General features: G+C 59.1%; 19 protein-coding genes and 1 pseudogene. 13 read left to right on the forward strand and 7 right to left on the reverse strand.

Annotated features, from left to right (window positions below):
* On the forward strand, positions 1-3,180 hold the full coding sequence (locus AC1RPZ_RS02440) for an efflux RND transporter permease subunit (protein ID WP_493134423.1): 3,180 nt from the start codon (positions 1-3) through the stop codon (positions 3,178-3,180).
* The gene (locus tag AC1RPZ_RS02445) at positions 3,177-4,598 is read left to right on the forward strand and encodes an efflux transporter outer membrane subunit (protein ID WP_493134425.1); all 1,422 of its coding nucleotides are present in this window, start codon (positions 3,177-3,179) and stop codon (positions 4,596-4,598) included. The genes AC1RPZ_RS02440 and AC1RPZ_RS02445 overlap by 4 nt, the downstream gene beginning before the upstream one ends.
* Positions 4,599-4,654: 56 nt before the next feature.
* Here the strand turns inward: AC1RPZ_RS02445 and AC1RPZ_RS02450 are convergent, their stop codons facing one another.
* From AC1RPZ_RS02450 to AC1RPZ_RS02460, 3 genes are read right to left on the reverse strand one after another with little or no spacing between them, the layout of a single operon-like run.
* The gene (locus tag AC1RPZ_RS02450; protein WP_493134428.1) at positions 4,655-5,632 is read right to left on the reverse strand and encodes an HlyD family secretion protein; all 978 of its coding nucleotides are present in this window, start codon (positions 5,630-5,632) and stop codon (positions 4,655-4,657) included.
* Positions 5,633-5,636: 4 nt separating this feature from the next.
* Positions 5,637-5,837 (reverse strand): DUF1656 domain-containing protein, encoded by a 201-nt coding sequence (locus tag AC1RPZ_RS02455; RefSeq protein WP_493134432.1) that lies wholly within the window; start codon positions 5,835-5,837, stop codon positions 5,637-5,639.
* Positions 5,827-7,962: an FUSC family protein gene (locus AC1RPZ_RS02460; RefSeq protein ID WP_493134435.1), complete on the reverse strand. Its 2,136-nt coding sequence runs from the start codon at positions 7,960-7,962 to the stop codon at positions 5,827-5,829. The genes AC1RPZ_RS02455 and AC1RPZ_RS02460 overlap by 11 nt, the downstream gene beginning before the upstream one ends.
* 175 nt (positions 7,963-8,137) lie before the next feature.
* Here AC1RPZ_RS02460 and AC1RPZ_RS02465 point away from each other — a divergent pair, with 175 nt between their 5' ends.
* Positions 8,138-9,193 carry a tetratricopeptide repeat protein gene (locus AC1RPZ_RS02465; RefSeq protein ID WP_493134439.1) on the forward strand — a complete coding sequence of 352 codons (1,056 nt, stop codon included), beginning with the start codon at positions 8,138-8,140 and terminating at the stop codon, positions 9,191-9,193.
* A 93-nt stretch (positions 9,194-9,286) separates the two neighbouring features.
* On the opposite strand, the gene AC1RPZ_RS02470 is transcribed toward AC1RPZ_RS02465, so the two are convergent.
* The 3 genes and pseudogenes from AC1RPZ_RS02470 to AC1RPZ_RS02480 all read right to left on the reverse strand — a co-directional run bounded on the left by AC1RPZ_RS02470 (position 9,287) and on the right by AC1RPZ_RS02480 (position 12,390).
* A complete protein-coding gene (locus AC1RPZ_RS02470) occupies positions 9,287-9,664 on the reverse strand; it encodes a response regulator (protein WP_493134442.1) in 378 nt (125 codons plus the stop codon).
* Positions 9,657-9,870, reverse strand: a pseudogene (locus AC1RPZ_RS02475) (ATP-binding protein); the annotation flags it as partial. The gene AC1RPZ_RS02470 and the pseudogene AC1RPZ_RS02475, both read right to left, overlap by 8 nt.
* Positions 9,871-9,903: 33 nt before the next feature.
* Entirely contained in the window at positions 9,904-12,390 is a 2,487-nt protein-coding gene (locus AC1RPZ_RS02480) for a CHASE3 domain-containing protein (protein ID WP_493134444.1), read from the reverse strand.
* A 172-nt stretch (positions 12,391-12,562) separates the two neighbouring features.
* Here AC1RPZ_RS02480 and AC1RPZ_RS02485 point away from each other — a divergent pair, with 172 nt between their 5' ends.
* Positions 12,563-12,925: a response regulator gene (locus tag AC1RPZ_RS02485; protein WP_493134446.1), complete on the forward strand. Its 363-nt coding sequence runs from the start codon at positions 12,563-12,565 to the stop codon at positions 12,923-12,925.
* A 2-nt stretch (positions 12,926-12,927) separates the two neighbouring features.
* Here the strand turns inward: AC1RPZ_RS02485 and AC1RPZ_RS02490 are convergent, their stop codons facing one another.
* Positions 12,928-13,806, reverse strand: coding sequence for a GntR family transcriptional regulator (locus AC1RPZ_RS02490; protein WP_493134448.1), 879 nt, complete (start codon positions 13,804-13,806; stop codon positions 12,928-12,930).
* 180 nt (positions 13,807-13,986) lie between these two features.
* Between AC1RPZ_RS02490 and AC1RPZ_RS02495 the strand changes: the two genes are divergently transcribed.
* From AC1RPZ_RS02495 to xylB, 9 genes are all read left to right on the forward strand, one after another.
* Positions 13,987-15,282 carry a glycosyltransferase gene (locus tag AC1RPZ_RS02495; RefSeq protein WP_493134452.1) on the forward strand — a complete coding sequence of 432 codons (1,296 nt, stop codon included), beginning with the start codon at positions 13,987-13,989 and terminating at the stop codon, positions 15,280-15,282.
* A 232-nt stretch (positions 15,283-15,514) separates the two neighbouring features.
* Complete coding sequence (locus AC1RPZ_RS02500; protein WP_493134454.1) at positions 15,515-16,375, forward strand: phosphatidylinositol-specific phospholipase C domain-containing protein; 861 nt, start codon at positions 15,515-15,517, stop codon at positions 16,373-16,375.
* A 100-nt stretch (positions 16,376-16,475) separates the two neighbouring features.
* Complete coding sequence (locus AC1RPZ_RS02505; RefSeq protein WP_493134456.1) at positions 16,476-17,387, forward strand: helix-turn-helix domain-containing protein; 912 nt, start codon at positions 16,476-16,478, stop codon at positions 17,385-17,387.
* A gap of 165 nt (positions 17,388-17,552) precedes the next feature.
* Positions 17,553-18,863: an ABC transporter substrate-binding protein gene (locus AC1RPZ_RS02510; RefSeq protein ID WP_493134458.1), complete on the forward strand. Its 1,311-nt coding sequence runs from the start codon at positions 17,553-17,555 to the stop codon at positions 18,861-18,863.
* Positions 18,864-19,032: 169 nt separating this feature from the next.
* On the forward strand, positions 19,033-19,959 hold the full coding sequence (locus tag AC1RPZ_RS02515; protein WP_216744134.1) for a carbohydrate ABC transporter permease: 927 nt from the start codon (positions 19,033-19,035) through the stop codon (positions 19,957-19,959).
* 8 nt (positions 19,960-19,967) lie between these two features.
* Positions 19,968-20,798 carry a carbohydrate ABC transporter permease gene (locus AC1RPZ_RS02520; protein WP_493134462.1) on the forward strand — a complete coding sequence of 277 codons (831 nt, stop codon included), beginning with the start codon at positions 19,968-19,970 and terminating at the stop codon, positions 20,796-20,798.
* Positions 20,799-20,833: 35 nt separating this feature from the next.
* Complete coding sequence (locus AC1RPZ_RS02525) at positions 20,834-21,937, forward strand: ABC transporter ATP-binding protein (protein ID WP_493134465.1); 1,104 nt, start codon at positions 20,834-20,836, stop codon at positions 21,935-21,937.
* A 15-nt stretch (positions 21,938-21,952) separates the two neighbouring features.
* Complete coding sequence (locus AC1RPZ_RS02530; protein ID WP_493134467.1) at positions 21,953-23,428, forward strand: mannitol dehydrogenase family protein; 1,476 nt, start codon at positions 21,953-21,955, stop codon at positions 23,426-23,428.
* Between the two features lie 14 nt (positions 23,429-23,442).
* A complete protein-coding gene (gene xylB, locus AC1RPZ_RS02535; RefSeq protein ID WP_493134472.1) occupies positions 23,443-24,936 on the forward strand; it encodes a xylulokinase in 1,494 nt (497 codons plus the stop codon).
* Positions 24,937-24,941: the final 5 nt, after the last annotated feature.

Raw genomic sequence — 24,941 nt, forward strand, 5'->3', positions numbered from 1 at the left:
ATGAATTTTTCCCAATTCTTCATTTCACGGCCGATCTTTGCAGCGGTACTCTCGCTGCTGATCCTGATCGCCGGCAGCATCTCGCTGTTCCAGCTACCGATCAGCGAATACCCGGAAGTCGTGCCACCGACCGTGGTGGTTCGCGCCAACTTCCCGGGTGCCAACCCTAAAGTCATCGGTGAAACCGTGGCCGCTCCGCTGGAGCAAGCCATCACCGGCGTCGAGAACATGCTGTACATGTCCTCGCAGTCCACCGCTGACGGCAAGATCACCCTGACCATCACCTTTGCGCTGGGTACCGACCTGGACAACGCTCAGGTGCAGGTGCAGAACCGCGTCACCCGCTCCGAGCCCAAGCTGCCCGCAGAAGTGACCCGGATCGGCATCACGGTGGACAAGGCCTCGCCCGACCTGACCATGGTTGTGCACTTGACCTCGCCGGACAAGCGCTACGACATGCTCTACCTGTCCAACTACGCCCTGCTCAACATCAAGGATGAGTTGGCGCGGCTGGGCGGCGTGGGTGACGTGCAACTGTTCGGTATGGGCGACTACTCGCTGCGGGTCTGGCTCGATCCGAACAAGACCGCTTCGCGTAACCTCACCGCGACCGATGTGGTCAACGCGATTCGCGAGCAGAACCGCCAGGTTGCCGCCGGTGCCCTGGGTGCTCCGCCTGCGCCGAACGCTACCGCGTTCCAGCTCTCGGTCAACACTCAAGGTCGCCTGGTCTCCGAGGAAGAGTTCGAGAACATCATTATTCGCTCTGGCGAAAACGGTGAAATCACCCGCCTCAAAGACATTGCTCGCGTCGAACTGGGTTCCAGTCAGTACGCCTTACGCTCCCTGCTGAACAACCAACCGGCCGTGGCGATCCCGATCTTCCAGCGTCCGGGCTCCAACGCGATCGAGATCTCCAACGAAGTGCGCGCCAAAATGGCCGAGCTGAAGAAGAGCTTCCCCGAAGGCATGGACTTCAGCATCGTGTATGACCCGACGATTTTCGTTCGCGGTTCCATCGAGGCTGTGGTGCACACGCTGTTCGAAGCACTGATTCTGGTGGTGCTGGTAGTGATCCTGTTCCTGCAAACCTGGCGCGCCTCGATCATTCCGTTGGTGGCGGTACCGGTATCGCTGATCGGTACGTTCGCAGTGATGCACCTGTTCGGCTTCTCGCTTAACGCGCTGTCGTTGTTCGGATTGGTATTGGCCATCGGTATCGTGGTCGACGACGCCATCGTGGTGGTGGAAAACGTCGAACGAAACATCGGCCTGGGGCTCACGCCGGTCGAAGCGACCAAGCGCGCCATGCGTGAAGTGACCGGCCCGATCATCGCCACCGCGCTGGTACTGTGTGCGGTGTTTATCCCGGCCGCCTTCATCTCCGGATTGACCGGGCAGTTCTACAAGCAGTTCGCCTTGACCATTGCGATTTCCACGGTGATCTCGGCCTTCAACTCGCTGACCCTGTCGCCAGCCTTGGCTGCCGTTTTGCTCAAAAGCCATGACGCGCCCAAGGACCGCTTCTCGAAAGTCCTCGACGGGATCTTCGGTGGCTGGCTGTTCCGTCCGTTCAACCGTTTCTTTGATCGTGCCAGCCATGGTTATGTCGGCACTGTGGGCCGTGTGATCCGCAGCAGCGGCATCGCCCTGCTGCTGTACGCCGGTCTGATGGCACTGACGTTCCTCGGTTTCTCGAACACGCCAACCGGTTTCGTGCCAGGCCAGGACAAGCAATACCTGGTGGCCTTCGCCCAACTGCCGGATGCGGCGAGCCTGGACCGTACTGAAGATGTGATCAAGCGCATGTCCGACCTCGCCCTGAAACAGCCTGGCGTGGAAAGCGCAGTGGCCTTCCCGGGGCTGTCGATCAACGGTTTCACCAACAGCCCTAACGCCGGCATCGTGTTCGTCACCCTGAAACCGTTCGATCAGCGCAAGGACCCAAGCCAGTCGGCCGGTGCCATTGCCGGTGCCTTGAACGGCCAGTACGCCGGGATTCAGGAAGCCTACATGGCGATCTTCCCACCGCCGCCGGTACAGGGCCTGGGCACCATCGGTGGTTTCCGCCTGCAGATCGAAGACCGGGGCAACCTGGGGTATGACGAGCTGTTCAAAGAAACCATGAACATCATCACCAAGAGCCGCAGCGTGCCGGAACTGGCCGGGCTGTTCACCAGCTATACCGTGAACGTGCCACAGGTCGATGCCGCCATCGACCGCGAAAAAGCCAAGACCCACGGCGTGGCCGTCAGCGACATCTTCGACACCCTGCAGATCTACCTGGGCTCGTTGTATGCCAACGACTTCAACCGCTTCGGTCGCACCTATCAGGTCAACGTTCAGGCCGAGCAGCAGTTCCGCCTCGAACCGGATCAGATCGGTCAGCTGAAAGTGCGCAACAACAAAGGCGAGATGATCCCGCTGGCGACCTTCATCAAGGTCAGCGACACCTCGGGGCCGGACCGCGTGATGCACTACAACGGCTTTATCACCGCTGAAATCAACGGTGCCGCAGCCCCCGGCTACAGCTCCGGCCAAGCGCAAAAGGCCATCGAAAAACTGCTCAAGGACGAATTGCCTAACGGCATGACCTACGAGTGGACCGACCTGACCTACCAGCAGATTCTGTCCGGCAACACCGCGCTGTTCGTGTTCCCGCTCTGCGTACTGCTGGCGTTCCTGGTACTAGCCGCGCAATACGAGAGCTGGAGCCTGCCACTGGCGGTGATCCTGATCGTACCGATGACGCTGCTGTCGGCGATTACCGGGGTGATTCTCTCCGGTGGCGACAACAACATCTTCACCCAGATCGGCTTGATCGTTCTGGTGGGACTGGCCTGTAAGAACGCGATCCTGATCGTCGAATTCGCCAAGGACAAGCAAGAGGAAGGTCTGGACCCGCTCAGCGCGGTACTGGAAGCCTGCCGTCTGCGTCTGCGGCCGATCCTGATGACCTCTTTCGCCTTCATCATGGGTGTGGTGCCTCTGGTGTTCTCCAGCGGTGCCGGTGCAGAAATGCGTCACGCCATGGGTGTAGCAGTGTTCTCCGGGATGCTCGGGGTGACCTTCTTCGGTCTGTTGCTGACGCCAGTGTTCTACGTATTGATCCGTCGTTTTGTCGAGCGCGGCGATGCACGCAAAGCGGCCAAGGCCCTGAAACTGGAGGCGCAACAATGAGTCTGAAAGCCTTCCTGCCGAGCTTGCTGGTACTGGCCCTGAGTGCCTGTGCCGTCGGCCCGGACTACAAGACCCCGCTAACTGCGGCGGCCAATATCACGTCCGCCACCGACGGCGCAAACGGTCAGAAGAACTTCGACCGCGCACGCTTCGAAGGTGTCTGGTGGCAGCAATTCGACGACCCGGTCCTCAATCAGTTGGTGACCCAGTCGTTGCAGGGCAACCGTGATCTGCGAGTGGCATATGCCCGCTTGAAGGCGTCTCGTGCGTTTCGCGATGACGCTGCCACCCAGACCACACCCAACGTCACCAGCCGCGCCAGCAGCAATTTGGCCAAGGGCCAGATTCCCGGCCAGACCACCGACCGCGTCAACAGCGAGCGTTACGACCTGGGCCTGGACATGGCCTGGGAAGTGGATCTGTTCGGGCGCATCCAGCGCAATCTGGAAGCCGCCGATGCCGATCAGCAAGTCGCCGAAGCCGATCTGCATCAACTGCAAGTCAGCATGATTGCCGAACTGGTGGACGCCTACGGTCAACTGCGCGGTGCGCAACTGCGGGAAAAAATCGCGCTGGCCAACCTGAAAAACCAGCAAGATTCGAGCAAGATCACCGTCAGCCTGCGTGATGCCGGCGTTGGCGATCAGCTCGATGTGGTTCGCGCCGATGCCCGCCTCGCTTCCGTCGAAGCCAGTGTGCCGCAGCTGCAAGAGGTGCAGACACGCCAACGCAACCGGATTGCCACCCTGCTGGGTGAACGGCCGGACAAACTGACCGTCGACCTCAGCCCGGCCAACTTGCCGGCGATTGCCAAGGCCTTGCCGATTGGTGACCCGGGTGAGCTGCTGCAACGCCGTCCGGACATCCGCAGCGCCGAACGCAAGCTGGCTGCCGCCACCGCCCGCATCGGCGTGGCCAAGGCCGATCTGTTCCCACGGGTCAGCCTCAGCGGTTTCCTCGGCTTCACCGCCGGGCGTGGTTCGCAGATCGGCTCGTCGGCCGCTAGCGCCTGGGCGCTCGGCCCAAGTATTACCTGGGCCGCGTTCGACCTGGGCAGCGTCCGCGCTCGCTTGCGGGCAGCCGATGCTAACGCCGAAGGCGCTCTGGCGACCTACGAGCAGCAAGTGTTGTTAGCGTTGGAGGAATCGGAGAACGCCTTCTCTGATTATGGTAAACGTCAGCAACGCCTGATCTCGCTGATTCGCCAAAGCGAATCGAGCCGCGCCGCCGCCGATCTGGCGGAAATTCGCTACCGCGAAGGCACCGCGGATTTCCTGGTGCTGCTCGACGCGCAACGTGAACGCCTGGCGGCCGAGGACTCCCAGGCCCAGGCCGAGGTTGACCTTTACCGTGGCATCGTCGCCATCTACAAGGCGCTCGGCGGTGGCTGGCAACCCGAGACGGTCGCCAGCAAGTAACCCCTTCAAGAGCTCCTTTGGTTGGCCGCAACCAGCCAGATTTTTTGCCCCGCGCCTCATTCGGTCGCGGGGCTTTTTTTTGGTTCTTCACGGATTTCCTGGACAGTCACCGTAGCCGTGGTCCCGGCGCGCAGAGTGTTTTTGCCGGCATAGTCGGCGTCGATCTGAATCCGTACCGGCACCCGCTGCGCCAGTTTGACCCAGGTGTAGCTCGGGTTGATGTTGGCCAGCAAACGACCGCCGGGCAGGTTTTCCCGGTCGGCAATGGCGAAAGCGATGCTTTGCACGGTGCCGCCAAAATGTTCGCCACTCATCAACTCGATGTCGACCCGGTCACCCTCCCCGATTCGCGGCAGCTTGGTTTCTTCGAAGTAGCCGCTGACATAAAACGAGTCGCTGTCCACCAGCGCCACTAGCGGACCGCCCGCGGTTGCGTAATCGCCCTCCCGGGTCAGCAGATTGGTGACGTAGCCACTGACCGGCGATTCAACCCGGGTGCGCTCCAGATCGCGTTCAGCTTCGGCCAATGAGGCGATGGCCAGTTGCACATTGGCCTGGGCAAAACCCAGGTTGGCCTGGTTGCGCAGCAAATCGGCCTGGGCCACCGACACCTCGGTACTGGATTTTTCCCACTCTTCGCCGGAGATCGCCATGCGTTCCTTGAGGGTCCGTCGACGCAGCTCCTCGCTTTGACGCTGCTTGAGCAGCGCCTGGCTGGCAACGATGGCCGCTTGCGATTGCCCCAGTGAGGCCTTCGCCACTTCCACCGAACGTTTGGCATGTTCCACCGCCAGGGCGTAACGCGAGGGATCGATTTCCAGCAGCAACTGCCCCTTCTCCACATGCTGGTTATCGTGCACGCCGAGGCGCACGATGCGTCCTGCAACATCGGCGGACAAGGTCACCACATCGGCACGCACCCGTGCGTCCCGGGTCCAGGGTGCGCGAGTGTAATGCTCCCAGGCAAACCAGCCGAGCACAAAAGCCAGCACAACCACTGCCAGTGTCGAGAGTTGGGCGAGGATTTTCTTCAAGGCATCAGGCTCCCATCACCAGAATCAACATCGCACACACGCAGGCGTACAACGCGCCTTCGAACAAGGCTTCATGCCAGACGAACTGCAATACGCCGAAGCGCCGCAGGATCCAGTCCAGCACCAGGAAAATCGGCAAGCCCAGCAGCAGCGCCTGGGCAATCGGCGGCAAATAGACACCGCCTATTTCCAGATCAATGGTCAAGCGCAGGTACTCCTTGCAAGGTGACGGGCTCAAAGTGGCCACGGTGGCGTTCCAGGAACGACACCACGATCAACAACGCCACGCGCATGCGAAACACTGACCACAGGCGTCCGTGGACGCTGGAGTGCAGCGCGTCCAGTTCATCACCCAAGCCGTGCAGGCTGTCGATCACGCGATCCACTTCGATGTTCGGCCGACCGGCGACCAGCCGCCCGGTTTCCCGAACAGTGGCGAACAACCGGGTTTGCGTCTGCGGGCTCAGTAGTACGTTGTTCTGCCCCTGCTGCCTGAGCTGGTTCAAGGCAATGCCCAGGGCCAGACAGCCGAGGCTGACCTCGAACAGGTCGCGCGCTGGCTTATCCTGGATGGCTGGCAACAGTCCCAGCATCATGGTCAGACGGTCGACCATACGACTCTCGAAGGCAAACTGGTTTTCATCGGTAGCTGGTTTTTTCAGCAAGGCATAGACCTGCTCGCAATTCTCCTGGTGCAGCCGCCGAATGCGCAGAACGGGCCTGAAGGGGAAGATCAAGGCATACACACTCAACGCCAGCACGGTGGCGCAGGTGTAAGCGCCAGCAAATTCAAACCACTGGGTTGCGGTGTTCTGCCCCAACCCGATGTTCTGCGGGCCCAGTAACAGAAACGTCGACAATCCCAGCCCGATCCCCGTACCCGTGGTCGGCGGGCTGGACAACCCCACCGCGACGGCATATAGCAATGGCGCCAGCAACAGGGCCAACAGCTCGAAGCTGCTGATCATCGGCACCAGCGCAAACTGAAGCACCGCCGACACCACCAGCGCCAGCCCCAGGCCTCGGGCATAGCTCTGGGCAGCCAACAGCGGGCGGGGAAACGTCGCCATCAACGAGCAGAGGATCCCCGCCACAATCATCCCGCCCCGGGCGCCATCCCAACCGGTTTCGATCCATATCAGGCCAGCCACCATCAGTGCGCAGAACGCGCGGATGGCGTTCATCGTCGCCAGGGTGAAATCCAGGTGCAGCGGGTTGGCCTGACCACGAAAAACGCTACTGGCCTTGCGTCCGCTCTGGATCGCGTCGCTCAACTCCAGAATCGTTTCAAGCTGCTGCAGCATTCGCGCCTGTTCCCAACGCAGTGACCATGACAGCGAGCGCAAGGTGGCCTTCAAGGGCTCGGTCAGTTGCTCCGAACGGTAGGCCAGTGCATCGAAACGCTGTTGCAACGCCGCAAACTGGTGCCGCTTCTCGCTGGACAGTGCGCGCCCCTGCCGAGCCAGTTCATCGAGAAAGGTCAGTTCTTCGGTCAGCAAATGCTGTATTTCGCCAGGTATCTCGCCTTCCCAGCGCTCGAGCAACAGCTCGCGCTGATGGCGCAATGCGGTGAGCCGCGCGGTCAGCAACAGCAGTTGATTGCCGAGCAATTGCACCAGGTCGTCGGCACTGCGCAAACGCGGCGCGTCGTAATACAAATGCCGGCGTACCCCCTCCAGCGCGCTGATCTGCCCAAGCAGCTGCATTTGCCGCCGGTGGAAGTCGGCCTCGCTTTCCTCGGTCCGAATGACGGCGCTGGCATGGGTTGCCAGCAGCTTGATCACCTGATCGATCCTGGCAAAGTAATCCTTGGCCACGGCCTCCGGACGCGCGGTCAGCAGACTGACGACACAGACACAGGCAACCGCCAGCAACGTCTCGGTCACGCGAGTCACGGCCAACAGGAAGGTGCCCTCCTGATCAGGCACTGCCAGCAGCCCCACCACTACCGCCGTATAGCCGCTGAGTACAAACGCCTGAGAACTGGTGTAGCGCAACAAGGTGCCACCGGCGGTGCACAGTGCCAGCCACAGGGACAACGTCATCACGAAAGGCACCGGCGCCTGGGGGAAGATCGCCATGATCACTACGGCCACGACCGCGCCCAGCGTGGTGCCGATGACCTGGCCAAAACTGCGGGCGAGCGCCATCCCGGCCAGGGGCTGGCTGACGATGACTACGGCCATGATCGACCATTTGGGCTGGTCAAGGTCAAACAGAAAGGCCAGGTACAGTGTCAACAACCCGGCGGTGATCGTTCTCAAGGCAAACAGCAACACCCCGGGGCCGGGGTGGAGGATCGCCTTGAAGTACTGCAGCAACGCTTGCATGGAAACGCTCGTCGAGTCATCTCCAGCAAGCGTAGTCACTGCGACGACACATGAGAGGTTTCAGCTCGACTTGAGCCCATCAGGTATGTGTTGAACCACGTTCCGGGTTTGACTCGCAGCGCCAGCTGACCGAAGCTGGCAGCTTTGCAAACGCTGTCAGATTCCGGATTCCTGCATGCCCAAGCCTCGCCGCCACCTGTTCATCAGCCTGCTTGTCCTGCTTGCCGTTGGCATTGCCTGGTTTTCCCTGCGCAGCACGACGCCCGTGGTGCCACCTGCGATCAAGCAGGGTTATCACGATGCCATGGAAAAAGCCCACAACGGCCAGCCTGGCGCGGCGCGCGTGCTTTATCAGCAACTGGCGCGTCCGGACTTGTCGGACACACGCCGCGTCTTGTTACATGCCGAACTGCCGAATTACCCGAGCCCGCAGGCGCTGAAACTGGCAGACGCCGACCTGCAAAGCCCGGTGATCGAGGTTCGCCTGGCCGCAATCAAAAGCGTTGTCGGGCTGGTGCCCAATGGCCAGCGCAGCCTGTTGCTCGGGCCATTGCTCGATGACCGCGAGCAAGCCGTGCGTTTTGCCACCGCGAACGCATTGTTGGGGCTTTCGCCGGATGATCTGGGGTTGTACTTCGGCCCCTTGCAGCAGGTCATCGATGAATATGAACACTCATTGAAAAGCCAGCCTGAAACTGCCGGGACCGAATACCAACTGGCTCGCCTGCACCTGCACAACGCCGAATTGAAAGCAGCACAGCAAGCGCTCGAACAGACCTTGCGCCTGGACCCTGGCAACCTGCCGGCACTGGTGATGCAAATCGAGGTGCTGGATAAACAGGGGCAGACTGATGCTGCCCAGCAACTGCTCGCCAAACAGCTGCAAACCCAACCTGATTCAGCCTATCTGCAGCACGCGCTGGGGTTGTGGCTGCTGCATCACGGACAAGGCGAGTTCGCACTGCTCGGTCTTTCAAAAGCCGTGGAACTGGAACCCGACAACAAGGAATACCGCTACGACCTGGCGACGACCTTGCACGCTCAGGAAGAGCTGGAAGCCGCGCAAAAGCAGCTGCAAGAGATCGTTCAGCGTCACCCGGCCGATCGCAAGGCACGGGTGCTGCTGATCAACTACTGGAAGGAAAGCGGCCAGCTGCAGAACGTTCAGGTACTGCTCGCGCAACTTGAGCAGATGAATCCAGATGACCCGGCATTGCAACAAGGGTTGTAAAAAATGGCCCGTAGGAGCTGCCGAAGGCTGCGATCTTTTGATCCTGAAAAGATCGCAGCCTTCGGCAGCTCCTACGGGGGTATTGCGTGAGGATTACGAAAGCATGTCCTGCATCAGTGCCTGCAATTCGTCCAGATCGAACGGCTTGGCCAGAATCGGCGCTTTTTGCGCGATTGGGCTGCCTGACTCACGAATTTCCTGCGGATAGCCACTGATGAAAATCACCTTGAGCTCCGGTCGCAGCTTCACCGCGGGTTCGGCAATCTGTACGCCAGAGATGCCACCGGGCAGACGGTAATCGGTGATCATCATGTCCAGGTGCGGTTTGCTGGCCAAAATTTCAAAGGCCTGTTCACCATCGACAGCCTGCAAAACCCGATAGCCTTCGCCCGACAGATAGGCGGCCAACACCATCAGGATGGAGGGGTCATCTTCGACGATCAATACGACGTCTTGTGCATCTTCACTCATGGGAAGCCTTTGTTCGGTCAATAGCTGCTGATACGACCCTTCGGTCACGCAGAGGTTGCGTTGCTTTGTCCGTTTTCCTACAGCGGTAGGCAAACACGAAATAACGAGCCTTGATTAATCTTGCTCTCAACGGTGATGCATCCGCCATGGGCGGCGACGATTTGCTCGGAAATAAACAGCCCCAAGCCAAGTCCGGTCGCGACGGTTGGCTTCTTCACACCGCAGCTCATTGCGCTCCACTAAACGCTTTCCATCTTCGGTAACCACACGCGAATCAGTGAGAACAGGCGATCCAGGTCGATGGGCTTGGCCAGGTAATCGTTGGAGCCCGTTTGCAGGCAGCGTTCCTGATCGTCCTTCATGGCCTTGGCCGTCACCGCGATGATCGGCAGCTTGCGCCAGCGCGGGTCCTTGCGGATCTCGGTGGTGGCTTCAAAACCGTCCATCTCCGGCATCATCACGTCCATCAGCACCAGGTCGATGTCATCCACCTCATTGAGTTTCTCGATCGCTTCACGGCCGTTACGGCCAATCACCACGATAGCGCCCTTGTGCTCCAGTGCGCTGGTGAGGGCAAAGATGTTGCGCACATCATCATCCACCAACAGCACCTTGCGGCCTTCGAAGACCTTGTCGCGGCTGCGAGCAGTCTTGAGCATCGTTTGCCGCCCATGGGACAACCGCGACTCGACTTTGTGCAGAAAAACTGTCACTTCGTCGAGCAAGCGCTCTGGCGTGTGCGTAGCGACGACTGACTCGATCTTCATCGGTTCAATAGGCTCATCACCGGGTTCGACGTACTGCTCGGGCAACACCAACGTGAATGAACTGCCCTGCCCCGGTTCGCTGATGACGCTGATCGAACCGCCGAGCAACGCCGCCAGATCACGCGAGATCGACAGGCCCAGCCCCGAGCCGCCGTAACGACGGTGGGTGGTGCCATCGGCCTGGCGGAAGGCCTCGAAAATACTTTCCTGCTGATCACTGGCGATTCCGATACCCGAGTCACGGACGATAAAAGCAATCCCCTCGCCCGGCTGCCGGGTGACGGTCAGACTAACGCTGCCCTTATCGGTAAATTTGATGGCATTCGACAGCAGGTTCTTGAGCACTTGCTCCAGACGCTGACGATCCGTGAACAGCACCAACGGTGCATCCGATTGCAGTTCGACATTGAACGCCAGGTGTTTGTCCGCTGCCAGCGGTTCAATCATGTCGCGCAAACCGTCCACCAGACGCGCGACGCTGGTGTTTTCGGGGCGCATTTCAAGCTTGCCGGCTTCGACCTTGGAAATGTCGAGAATGTCGTTGATCAGGTTGAGCAGGTCATTGCCGGCCGAGTAGATCGACTCGGCAAACTTTACCTGCTCGGCGCTGAGGTTTTCGTGCGGGTTCTCTGCCAGTAACCTGGCGAGGATCAACGAACTGTTCAGCGGCGTACGCAGCTCGTGGGACATATTGGCGATGAATTCGGACTTGTACTGACTGGAACGCTGCAACTCTTCATTGAGTTGCTGGGTTTCCGCCAGCACTTCCTGCAACCGCTGGCGATAGCGCGCCGCTTCGATGGAGGTGCCGATGTTCCCGGCAATCAGCTCCAGCAGTTCGATATCACGCTCGGTCAGGGCCCGCAGAAAACCCAGTTCGATCACACCGTTGACCCGGTCGTCATCACGGGTCGGCACCACCAGCACACTGCGCAGCGCACCTTCCCCCAAGCCGGAGCTGACTTTGAAGTAGTCGGCCGGCACTTCATCCAGACGAATCAGTCGACCTTGTTGTGCCGCCTGGCCGGTAATGCCCTCACCGCTATAGAGTGCTTGCTCGCGCTCCTCCTGCTCGCGGGAGAAGCCATAAGAGGCTATACGCTTGAGGCCGCCGTGATCTTCTTTCAGGTATATCGCGCCAACGGCAGAGCCCAGGTATTGCGCGCAAAATTGCAGAATATTGCGGCCCAGCACGTCGAGCGTCAGTTGCCCCAGCACCTGTTCCGCCAGCTCGGTCCGACCATTACGCAGCCAGGCTTGTTGTTCCAGACGTTGCGCACTCGCCTGTTGCGCGCCCAGGTTGGCGCTGTACCTTTTCGACAGACTGAGCAAATCGCGCCGACCGACAAAGGCCAACAAACCACTGACACCGGCAACAAACAGCAAGTACAGGGAAATGGTCCAGATCGTCGTGTGTCTAACCTCTTCGTTGCGCGTGATGCGCAACTGTTGCTCCCTATCGATGACATCTTCGTACTGCTTGCGGATTTCATCGGTCAGACGTTTACCCCGGCCAGACTTCACGGCGGCCCGATAATCACCGCCACTGTGCTGCAAATCGATCATGGTCTGCGAGTAATCGTTCCACTCGACCTGCAACGCCTCGAGCCTGCGCAGGCGATCGACCTGTGGCGGGTTATCGGCCGTCAATTCCTGCAAGGTCTTGAGCGCGACAATGATCCTTGGTTTGGCCGTTTCATAGGGATCGAGAAAATGCTCGTCACCGGACAGCAGAAAACCACGCATCCCGGTTTCCAGGTCGACCGTCAGCTTCACCGCTTCGTTGGCGTTATTGAGCACCCGGTCCGTGTGCTCGACCCACTGGATCACCGACAATAGATAGGTGATCAAGGAGACAAAAAACACCGCACTGAGCACGCCCATACCCAGCGGCAAGCTGATATTGCGACCCAGGAGTTTGCGAAAACGTTGCTCATCAACCGAAGACGAAGCGGTCATTGGATGGCCTTGGTGAACAGGTGTAAATGAAGGAGTCTGCCCCATAAACGCATTTTGGATCCATTTTTCTGACAACCTTGCCGGCAATATCCTGCAGCGCTCTGCTATGACTGAAGAAGAGTGATTCTCCCGTCTACTCCTGTACAGTTATTCTTTTTTGAGGGCTACCTCTATGCCTGCCACAGCGCCCACCCTCCTTGTAGTCGAAGACGACACCATTGTGCGCATGCTGATTGTCGACGTGCTGGAAGAACTGAAGTTCAAGGTGCTGGAGGCCGACAGTGGCAAAGCAGCGCTCGCCCTGATCAACGATAGCGCGCAAATCATCGATCTGCTGATGACCGATGTCGGATTGCCGGAGATGGATGGCCGGGAGCTGGCGGCCCAGGCGCGTGTGCTGCGCCCGACGCTGCCGATACTGTTTGCCAGTGGCTATACGGAAAGTATCGAGGTGCCGGAAGGCATGTCGGTGATTGGCAAGCCGTTTTCTATTGACCAGTTGCGCGATAAGGTTCTGAGCATGCTGGCACCTTGAGCTCAGCTTTTCTTGCGCACTTCATTCAACGTACTGGCCACCTTCAGATGCCGGTACAGCAGGGTCGACGCCCATTCCCGATCGCCCTGCTCCAGCGCGTCGATAATTTCCAGGTGTTCACGGCAGGAGGTACGAACCCGCTCCAGGTTCGACACGGTATGAAACTCGGTCAGCCGACGCAGGCGGTTTTGCTGCTGCACGGTTTGCAGAATGAAGCTGTTGCCGGACGCAGCAGCCAATAATTCGTGGAACTCGGCATTGGCTTCGAAAAAACTCAGGCTGTCGGGAGTGCCTTCAAGCAGCGCCTGCTGCTTTTCACGGCACCGCTGCAGGCGTTCGCGCGGAAGATCGAAGGTCGGTTCAAGCAAGCCCGCAGGCTCCAGGAGCATACGAAAGCGATAACTTTCGAAGCGCTTTTCGGCCGAGCTCAAGGTGGGTAAAAACATCCAGCCGTGTCCGTGTTTGCGCTGTATCACACCTTCGTCGGACAAACGCAGCAAGCAGCGGCGCAATACCGCTTTGCCTGCACCGTAACGACGCAACAGATCACTCTCCATCACCTGATCGGGTATCGCCTGCGCCAGGCGATCATCGATCAGCCGCTGATACAGTTCCTCATCCTCACCGACCGGCAGACTGACCTTGGCCAACTCATCGCTGAGCGGCGTGTCCAGTACGCAGTAACCCTGGTGGGGCAACCGTCCGATCACACGCTCTTGCGCCAGATAGATCAGCGCCCCCCGAATCGGCGAGCGAGACACGCCAAAGCGCTCGGCCAGTTCGACCTCTTTGAGGTGACTGCCGGGTGTTAACTCGCCAGACCGGATCGCCATGAGAATTTGCGAGGCGACTTTAGTCTGAAGTGCGGTGGGTTGGGTCATTGAAAAACGTCCATGGATCAGCTGCCAGACGCTAACTCATGAATCGAGAAACTTCCAGTCAATACAAGTGCATAACGTACCGTGGGGCGATTGCCGGGCACAATCAACACCCCCGGCTGTGGTTTAATTGCGCCCCTCGTTTCTCCCCAGCCTTCTGCCTGCATCAAGGAAATCCCGTTCATGAGTCAGCCCCGCGCAACCAAAGTCCTGATCATTGGTTACGTCTGGCCCGAGCCACGCTCGTCTGCGGCCAGCGGACACGTGATGCAAATCCTTGAAACGTTTTTACAGCAAGGCTGGGACATCACGTTCAGCAGCCCGGCCGGTGTCGGCGAACACAAGGCAGACTTGGCTGGGCTGGGTATCCGTGAAGTCTCCATTGAGCTGAACAACAGCAGTTTCGATGCCTTCGTTAGCGAATTGGCGCCGGATATCGTGCTGTTCGATCAGTTCATGATGGAGGAGCAATTTGGCTGGCGGGTCGAGAAACACTGCCCTGATGCGTTGCGCGTACTTGAGACCTCTGATCTGCAGAGCTTGCGACAGGCCCGCCACCAGCGACTCAAGGAGCGCTTGAAGGCCAGTGACGACGCCAACGATTTCAGCGAGTTGTTTGCCCCGGCATTGCGTGAAGAGTTCGAACTCATGGCCGACACCGACCTGGCCAAGCGCGAAATCGCGGCGTTGTACCGCTGTGACCTGAACCTGATGATCTCGGAGGTGGAAATCGAGTTGCTGGTCGAGCAGTTCAAACTGCCGCGCCAGTTGCTGCACTGGTGTCCGCTGATGCTCGACCCGATCACTCAGCCGTTCACACCGTTCGAAGACCGCGCGCACTTCCTCAGCATCGGCAACTTCCGCCACGCGCCGAACTGGGATGCGGTGCTCTGGATGAAAACCACGCTCTGGCCACTGATCCGGCAACAACTGCCCGGTGCTCAACTGCACATTTATGGCGCCTACACACCGCCCAAGGCGACCGCCCTGCACAACCCGAGTCAAGGGTTTCACATGATGAACTGGGCCGAAGACGCCTTGCAGGTCATGTCCGCCGCACGAATCTGCCTGGCACCGCTGCGTTTCGGCGCTGGCATCAAGGGCAAGATTGTCGACGCCATGCTCTGTGGTACACCGAATATCACCACGCCGATCGGCGCCGAAGCCATGCACGGACAATGGCCATGGCCTGGAGCAGTGGCTGAGTCTGCCAGTGCATTGGCCAGCGCCGCTGTGAGGCTTTATCAGGATAAAAAGCAATGGTCAGTGGCTCAGGCGCAAGGGGCTGACCTGCTGGCAGCGCGTTACCAACAACAGGTTCATGGTCCTGCACTCATCGATAAAATTGCCTACTGCCGTCAAAACCTGCTGCAGCTAAGACGTGACAACTTCACCGGTAGCATGCTTCGACACCACCACCATAAAAGCACTCAATATATGGCTCAATGGATCGAGGCTAAAAATCGAGCCGACTCATAAACATGACCTCTATAACCCCAAGCAACAGGTATTACCTCTGCTGCCAAACAAGCACTTCCTCTGCTTGATCGAAAAGAAACATCAGCACATTTAATTACCTGGAAACCTTTATCGCCTTGCAATTAAACCTTCCATTGGATTATCTATAACTCACGAGTGTTGCTGAACGCGCAACCCACGCAACACGTCATTCAACTTGTTATCTATTTAATATTAAGCAATGGAATGCATCATGGCGAATTCATACCCCTATAAGAAATGGATGTCCGAAACATATTACATTGACCGCCTCTCCATCGGCGAAATAGTGTGGCCTGGCGCCCACAACGCGGGTGTAGACTTTGACTTTTCTTATCCGCCTCATATAGCCGCCATTTCCAACTGGGTTGTGTGTCAGGATGGCCCATTCATCCAGCAGCTCAATGAAGGCGTGCGAGCGCTCGACCTGAGGTTTCACTCTGATGAGCACTGGCTGGGCATCAAGAAATTCCATACGTTTCACGGCCCTGCTACAGGTCGATCGTTAAGCGAGCTGATTAAAAGCCTGAATTATTTTCTCAATGAAAATCCGGATGAATTCATTATTCTGGATATGCACGAATTGAAGGCATTGAATGACGGCGCCTTCGACTACAAGACATTTAATACGGTCATCATGAATGAGTTGGGGTTGCGACTCATCCCCAGGGAGAATAAGCACCTTACGCTTGGAGAACTCAAAAAACTCAGCAGCACACAAAGGATCGTGCTGGCAGCTGAATGGCATCCTGACTTTAACAGCCCGCTGTATTGGGACGGCATCAGCCACAAATGGAGCGGCAATAACATTACGTCCCCCAATGAACTGAAACAGCACATCGCACGTACATTACAATCCCCACCATCGGGTCCTATGCCTTGGTCATTGTCGGCAACCAGTTATGGGGAGCTTGCCGGTGTGAAAAGAATCACCACAGAACTGAATGAGTGGTTCGGCCCAACGTCTGGCTGGGCACCGAAATGTAGCATTATCAATGTCGATTTTTTTGGAGACTCTTCGCTGATCGACCACTGCTGGGAGTCGAACATGATCAAGGGGCGAGCCAAGCGCTAACCCTGAAAAATCGGATATCCTCGCCTCGCGGTACGACAGGTTGGAACTGTCTGCTTGAAAGTGCATCATCAAGTCGCAATCATCATAAAAGCGCCCTGCCATGACCCGAGCCGCCCGAGTGACCGACCCGTCTTACGAGCTGATGGATGACCATAACGGGTTGTCCATCATCTATCGCCAGCACGGTTTCCCCTGCCCGCTGGTGCGTTGGCATTTCCACAAGGAATACGAACTGCACCTGATTGTCGCCAGCTCGGGCAAGGTGTTCATCGGCGACTACATTGGCAACTTCTATCCCGAAACGCTGTTTCTCACCGGTCCCAACCTGCCCCACAACTGGATCAGCCAGGTGGCCGAAGACGAAGTGGTGCCCAAGCGCGACATGCTGGTGAACTTCACCGATGAACTGTTCGACAGCGGCCATCAGGTGTTCGCTGAGCTCAAGAGCCTGGCGCCCTTGCTGGAGCGTGCGCAGTACGGCATCGAGTTTCGTTGTAAACACACGATCCGCCAGGCTATGGACCTGATGCAGCGGATTGCCGACGCCAAAGGCGTTACCCGCCTCGGGTACTTTTTCATCCTGCTGGAGCTGTTGGTTGCCTGCGACGACTACCAGTTGCTGTCCGGGGCAACCACGCCACAGCTCGCCGATGAACATAACATCGACCGCACCAACCGGGCGGTGGACTACATCTTTGCCCACTACGCTCGCGAACTGCCGCTGGAAGAAGTCGCCGAGCATCTGGGCATGAAGCCGACCTACTTCTCGCGGGTCTTCAAACAGGCCACCGGGCGCTGTTTCATCGAATTCGTCAATCGCTTGCGCATCAGCAAATCCTGCGAGTTGCTGGCCGATGGCGACAAACCGGTGACCGATGTGTGTTTCGAGTCGGGCTTCAACAATATTTCCAACTTCAATCGGCGCTTTCAGCAACTCAAAGGCATGACCCCTTCCCATTACCGTCAGCTGGCGGTGCAGCGTTTGACCGAGCAAAATCTCGGTAAAAGCTGATCCCCCGCCACCGAGTGCAAAATAGTATCAGTGCAAGTGCTACCAACGATTTGTCATCGTGTGTGTTGAGGGCTGTAATTAGCCTCAGATTCTTCCTGCCTCCGGAAGACACAAAAACAATAACTGTCCTTCTGCTGCCCCCGGGGTGCAGAAGAGGAGTACGCGATGAAACCCTCTGTAAAAGCTCTGCTTGCCTGCACCTGCATGACCCTCAGCGGCGTCAGCCTTGGCGCACAAACCCTGACCATTGCCACCGTCAACAACAGCGACATGATCCGCATGCAAAAGCTCTCGAAAACCTTCGAGGCCGAGCACCCGGAGATCAAGCTCAATTGGGTGGTACTGGAAGAAAACGTCCTGCGTCAACGCCTGACCACCGACATCGCCACCCAGGGCGGCCAGTTCGATGTGCTGACTATCGGGATGTACGAAGCTGCACTCTGGGGCGCCAAAGGTTGGCTGGAACCGATGAAGGATCTACCCGCCAGTTACGCCCTCGACGACGTGTTCCCCTCGGTGCGTGAAGGCCTGTCGGTCAAGGGCACGCTCTACGCCCTGCCGTTCTACGCCGAAAGCTCCATGACCTATTACCGCACCGACCTGTTCAAGGACGCAGGCCTTGCCATGCCCGAGCATCCGACCTGGGAGCAGATCGGCGAATTCGCCGGCAAACTCAACAAACCCGATCAGGAACAGTACGGTATCTGCCTGCGCGGCAAGGCCGGTTGGGGCGAGAACATGGCATTGATCACCACCATCGCCAATGCCTACGGCGCACGCTGGTTCGATGAGAAGTGGCAGCCGGAATTCAGCGGTCCGGAGTGGAAGAATGCGCTGAATTTCTACGCCGACACCATGAAAAAATCCGGCCCGCCGGGTGCTTCCAGCAACGGCTTCAACGAGAACCTTGCACTGTTCAACAGCGGCAAGTGCGCGATCTGGGTCGACGCCAGCGTCGCCGGCTCGTTCGTCACCGACAAAACCCAAAGCAAAGTCAGCGACCATGTCGGCTTCACCTACGCCCCTCATCAAGTGACCGACAAAGGCTCGGCCTGGTTGTACTCCTGGGCGCTGGCGATCCCCGCCAGCTCCAAGGCCAAGGACGCGGCGAAAACCTTCAGCGCCTGGGCCACCTCCAAAGAGTACGGCGCACTGGTGGCCGAGAAGGACGGCATCGCCAACGTACCGCCTGGCACCCGCGCCTCGACCTACAGCGACGCTTACATGAGCGCCGCGCCGTTCGCCAAGGTCACGCTGGAGTCACTGAAAGTTGCCGACCCGAGCAAGCCAACCTTCAAACCGGTGCCCTACATCGGCATCCAATTGGTGACCATTCCTGAGTTCCAGGCGGTTGGCACCCAGGTCGGCAAGCTGTTCTCTGCTGCGCTGATCGGCCAGACCACGGTCGACCAGGCGCTGGCGGCCGCCCAGCAAACCACCGAACGTGAAATGAAGCGCGCGGGTTATCCCAAATAACCCGGAACCCCGCTCCTGCCTTCTGTGGGAGCGAGCTTGCTCGCGATGACGGACTCCCATTCAACATTGTGGGTGACTGATACATCGCCATCGCGAGCAAGTCGGATCGCCGCACCGTCGCTCCCACATTAGATCTTCATCTGCCTGTCACCAATCGGTTGTGATCGCCATGAATACCTCGACTCTCAAAGCCCATATGGATATCCCGGCGCCGCTGCGTAAAAGCCGGCTGGCCAACCCTGGCTGGTTTCTGGTCAGCCCTTCGGTGGCCTTGTTGCTGTTATGGATGATCGTGCCGCTAGGCATGACCCTGTATTTTTCGCTGATCCGCTACAACCTGCTCTACCCCGGCGACAACGCGTTCGTGGGGCTGGAGAACTTCAGCTACTTCCTGACCGACTCGGGCTTCCTGCCCGGCGCCACCAACACCTTGTTGCTGGTCGGCAGCGTGCTGCTGATCAGCGTGGTGTTCGGCGTGTTGATCAGTGCCTTGCTGGAAGCCAGTGAGTTCCTGGGGCGCGGCATCGTGCGGGTGATGTTGATCTCGCCGTTCTTCATCATGCCCACCGTCGGTGCGCTGATCTGGAAGAACCTGATTTTCCATCCGGTCTCGGGGATTCTCGCTGCCGTGTGGAAGCTCTTCGGCGCGCAACCCGTGGACTGGCTCGCGCACTACCCGCTGCTGTCGATTATCATCATTGTCTCCTGGCAATGGCTGCCCTTCGCGATCCTGATCCTGATGACCGCCATGCAGTCGCTCGACCAGGAACAGAAAGAGGCGGCACGCCTGGATGGCGCCGGGCCGATTGCAATTTTCTGGCACCTGACCTTGCCGCACCTGGCACGGCCGATTGCCGTGGTGGTGATGATCGAAACCATCTTCCTGCTCTCGGTGTTCGCCGAAATCTTCACCACCACCAACGGCGGCCCTGGCTACGCCTCGACCAACCTCGCCTACCTGATCTACAACCAGGCGCTGGTGCAGTTCGACGTCGGCATGGCTTCAGCCGGTGGGTTGATCGCGGTGGTGATTGCCAACATCGCGGCGATCATCCTGGTGCGGATGCTCGGCAAAAACCTGACTGACAAAGCCTGAGGCCTGCCATGACCCTTCAACAATCCCGTCGTTCGCACAGCCTGTTGCTCGGCACCCTGGCCTGGGCCATCGCCATCCTGATTTTCTTCCCGATCTTCTGGATGGTGCTAACCAGTTTCAAAACCGAAATCGATGCGTTCGCCACACCGCCGCAGTTCATCTTCACGCCCACTTTGGAGAACTACCTGCACATCGAGGAGCGCAGCGGCTACTTCAGCTTCGCCTGGAACTCGGTGGTGATTTCGTTCAGCGCCACGGCCCTGTGCCTGTTGATCGCGGTGCCGGCGGCGTACTCCATGGCGTTCTACGAAACCCAGCGCACCAAAGGCACGCTGCTGTGGATGCTCTCGACCAAGATGCTGCCACCTGTGGGCGTGCTGATGCCGATCTACCTGCTGGCCAAGAGTTTCGGCCTGCTCGATACACGGATCGCGCTGATCATCATCTACACGCTGATCAACCTGCCGATTGTGGTCTGGATGATTTACACCTACTTCAAGGACATCCCCAAGGACATCCTCGAAGCCGCCCGCCTGGATGGCGCCACCCTGTGGCAGGAAATGGTCCGGGTGCTGCTGCCGATCGCCAAGGGCGGTCTGGCGTCGACCGTGTTGCTGTCACTGATCCTGTGCTGGAACGAGGCCTTCTGGTCACTGAACCTGACCTCATCCAAAGCCGCGCCACTGACCGCACTGATCGCCTCTTACTCAAGCCCCGAAGGGTTGTTCTGGGCCAAGCTCTCGGCGGTATCGACACTCGCCTGCGCACCGATTCTGATCTTCGGCTGGATCAGCCAGAAACAACTGGTCCGCGGTCTGTCCTTCGGCGCCGTGAAATAACGCCCCTTTCGAATCATTAAAAGCGGAGGCCCATCATGGCCCACCTGAAAATAAAGAATCTGCAAAAAGGTTTCGAAGGCTTTTCCATCATCAAAGGCATCGACCTTGAAGTGAACGACCGCGAGTTCGTGGTCTTCGTCGGCCCGTCCGGCTGTGGTAAATCGACCTTGCTGCGGTTGATCGCCGGGCTTGAAGAAGTCACCGCTGGCACCATCGAGCTGGACGGGCGCGACATCACCGAAGTCAGCCCGGCCAAGCGCGACCTGGCGATGGTGTTCCAGACCTACGCCCTGTATCCGCACATGAGCGTGCGCAAAAACATGTCCTTCGCCCTCGACCTGGCCGGTGTGAACAAGGCTGAGGTGGAGAAGAAGGTCAGCGAAGCGGCACGGATTCTCGAACTCGGGCCGATGCTCGAACGCAAACCGAAACAGCTCTCCGGTGGCCAGCGCCAGCGCGTGGCGATCGGCCGGGCAATCGTGCGCAACCCGAAAATCTTCCTGTTCGACGAGCCACTCTCCAACCTCGACGCCGCCCTGCGGGTGCAGATGCGTCTGGAGCTGGCGCGGCTGCATAAAGAACTGCAGGCGACGATGATTTACGTGACCCACGACCAGGTTGAAGCCATGACCCTGGCCGACAAAGTCGTGGTGCTCAACGGTGGTCGGATCGAACAGGTCGGCTCACCGTTGGAGCTCTATCATCAGCCAGCCAACCTGTTTGTCGCAGGTTTTCTCGGCACGCCGAAAATGGGCTTTCTCAAGGGCAAGGTCACCCGTCTCGAACGCCAGAACTGCGAAGTGCTACTGGACGCCGGCACTCGCATCACGCTGCCCCTGAGCGGTGCCAACCTGAGCATTGGCGGCGCGGTGACACTGGGTATTCGCCCGGAACACCTGAACCTGGCGCAACCCGGCGACTGCACCTTGCAGGTCACCGCCGACGTCAGCGAACGCTTGGGCAGCGACACGTTCTGCCACGTTATGACCGCCTCCGGCGAAGCCCTGACCATGCGTATTCGCGGTGATCTGGCGAGTCGTTATGGCGAACAATTGAGCCTGCACCTGGACGCCGACCACTGCCACTTATTCGATGCCAATGGGGTGGCCGTGGCCAGACCGCTGCGCGCCGCTGCCTGATTGCCGAGATCCGACATGAATTTGAATAAACCCAACCTCACCCGTCTGGCACCTGAAGTGGCGCTACCCGCCTACGCCTTGAGCGCTACTCGCCAAGGCATCGCCCACATTGGCGTCGGCGGTTTCCATCGCGCCCATCAGGCCTATTACACCGATGCCTTGATGAACACGGGAGAAGGTCTGGACTGGAGCATCTGCGGCGTCGGCCTGCGCGCCGAAGACCGTCGCGCCCGGGACGACCTGGCCAGCCAGGACTACCTGTTCACTCTATTTGAGCTGGGTGATACCGACGACACCGAAGTACGGGTCATCGGCGCCATCAGCGACATGCTGCTGGCCGAAGACGGTACTCAGGCGCTGATCGACAAACTCGCCAGTCCGGACATTCGCATCGTCTCGCTGACCATCACCGAGGGTGGCTATTGCATCGACGACAGCACTGGCGAGTTCATGGCCCAGCTACCACAGATCCAGCATGACCTGGCTCACCCAAACAGTCCGAAAACCGTGTTCGGCTTCCTCTGCGCAGCCCTGGCCAAACGCCGCGCCGCTGGCACTCCAGCGTTTACCTTGATGTCCTGCGATAACCTGCCGCACAACGGCGCGGTCACCCGCAAGGCGCTGTTGGCCTTCGCCGCACTGCGCGATGCCGACCTACGAGACTGGATCGCCGCGAACGTCAGTTTCCCCAACGCCATGGTCGACCGCATTACCCCGATGACCAGCTCGGCTCACCGCTTGCAACTGCACGATGAGCACGGCATTGACGATGCCTGGCCGGTGGTCTGTGAACCCTTTGTGCAATGGGTGCTTGAGGACAAGTTCGTCAACGGTCGTCCGGCCTGGGAAAAGGTCGGCGTGCAGTTCACCGACGACGTGACGCCCTATGAAGAGATGAAAATCAAACTGCTCAACGGCAGCCACCTGGCCCTGACCTATCTGGGCTTTCTCAAGGGCTATCGCTTCGTCCACGAAACCATGAACGATCCGCTGTTCGTGCGTTACATGCGCGCCTACATGGACCTGGACGTAACGCCGCAATTGGCGCCAGTGCCGGGCATTGACCTGACGCAGTACAAAAACACCCTGGTCAAGCGTTTCTCGAATCAGGCGATTGCCGATCAACTGGAGCGGGTGTGCTCCGACGGCTCGTCGAAGTTTCCCAAGTTCACTGTACCGACCATCAACCGCTTGATTGCCGATGGACGAGAGACCAGGCGTGCGGCGTTGGTGGTGGCCGCCTGGGCCTTGTATCTAAAGGGTGTCGATGAGAACGGCGATACCTACTTGATTCCCGATCCACGAGCGGAATTCTGTCAGGCGCTGGTGGCCGATGATCCGTTGATCACTCAGCGGTTGCTGGAAGTTGAGGAGATCTTTGGTACGGCGATACCCCATTCCCCGGAATTTGTTGCAGCGTTCGAGTGGTGCTGCAACAGCTTGCGTGAGGTTGGAGTGACGCGAACGCTGGAACGGATGTTGGCCGACTGATCGAAGGATCCTCCATGGCAAACCAACAATTATTCCTTGGCATCGACTGCGGCACCCAAGGAACCAAAGCGCTGATCCTCGATTCGCGCAGCGGTAAAGTCCTCGGTCAGGGCGCTGCCGCCCACAGCCTGATCAGCGGCGCCAATGGCCGTCGTGAACAAGACCCGGCCCAATGGCTCGAGGCGTTGACCCTCGCCACTCGCCAGGCTTTGCTGGCCGCCAACATCAGCGGCCAGGAGATTCTCGGCATCGGCGTCTCAGGCCAGCAACACGGGTTGGTCCTGCTCGATGAACAAGGCCAGGTCCTGCGCCCGGCCAAGCTCTGGTGCGACACCGAAACCACCGCGGAAAACCACCGGTTACTGGCCCATCTGGGCGGCGAAAGCGGTTCGCTGGAACGGCTCGGCGTGGTCATTGCGCCGGGCTATACCGTGTCCAAACTGCTCTGGACCCAAGAGCAACATCCGCAGATTTTCGCCCGCATCGCTCACATTCTGTTGCCCCACGACTACCTCAACTATTGGCTGACCGGGCGCTGCTGCAGCGAGTTCGGCGACGCATCGGGCACCGGTTACTTCAATGTGCGCACCCGCCAGTGGGACGAAGAGCTACTGGGCGATATCGACCCCAGCGGACGCTTGCAAGCGGCACTGCCCGAATTGCTGGAGGCGCATCAAGCGGTCGGCACGATTTTGCCGAACATCGCCGAACGGTTGGGCATCAACCCTGGGGCGCTGGTCGCCAGTGGCGGCGGCGACAACATGATGGGCGCCCTCGGCACCGGTAATATCCAGCCTGGCGCAATCACCATGAGCCTGGGTTCTTCGGGCACCGTTTATGCCTACGCGGAGCAACCCAAGGTCAGCCCGGATGCGTCGGTCGCGACGTTTTGCTCCTCCAGCGGTGGCTGGTTACCGTTGATTTGCACGATGAACCTGACCAACGCCACCCGTGCGGTTCGTGAGCTGTTCGATCTGGACCTCTCGCAGTTCAATGCGCGGGTCGAGCAGTCGCCGATTGGTGCCGAAGGCGTAAGCATGCTGCCGTTCCTCAACGGCGAGCGCGTTCCCGCCCTGCCCCATGCCACCGGCAGCCTGCTGGGGCTGAACATGAGCAACCTGACCCAGGCCAATCTCTGTCGTGCAGTGGTCGAAGGCACCACCTTCGGTTTGCGTTATGGTCTTGACCTGCTGCGCTACAACGGATTGCAGAGCCGCAGTATTCGTCTCACCGGTGGCGGCTCAAAAAGCCCGGTATGGCGGCAGATGGTCGCGGACATCATGAACACCGAGGTCGTCTGCACCGAACACAGCGAAGCCGCGGCACTCGGCGCGGCGATTCAGGCGGCGTGGTGCGAATCGGCGATCGGCACGCAGCAAAGTCTGTTGGCGTTGTGCGAGCGCTGTGTCAGCCTCGACGCCAACAGCGAAACCCAACCCATCGCGGCGAATGTAGCGGCCTACCAACAGGCCTATGAGCGCTATCGACAACAGGTCGCAACCCTTTAAAGAGC

The organism is Pseudomonas sp. GW822-FHT02D10 (genome assembly GCF_058802345.1).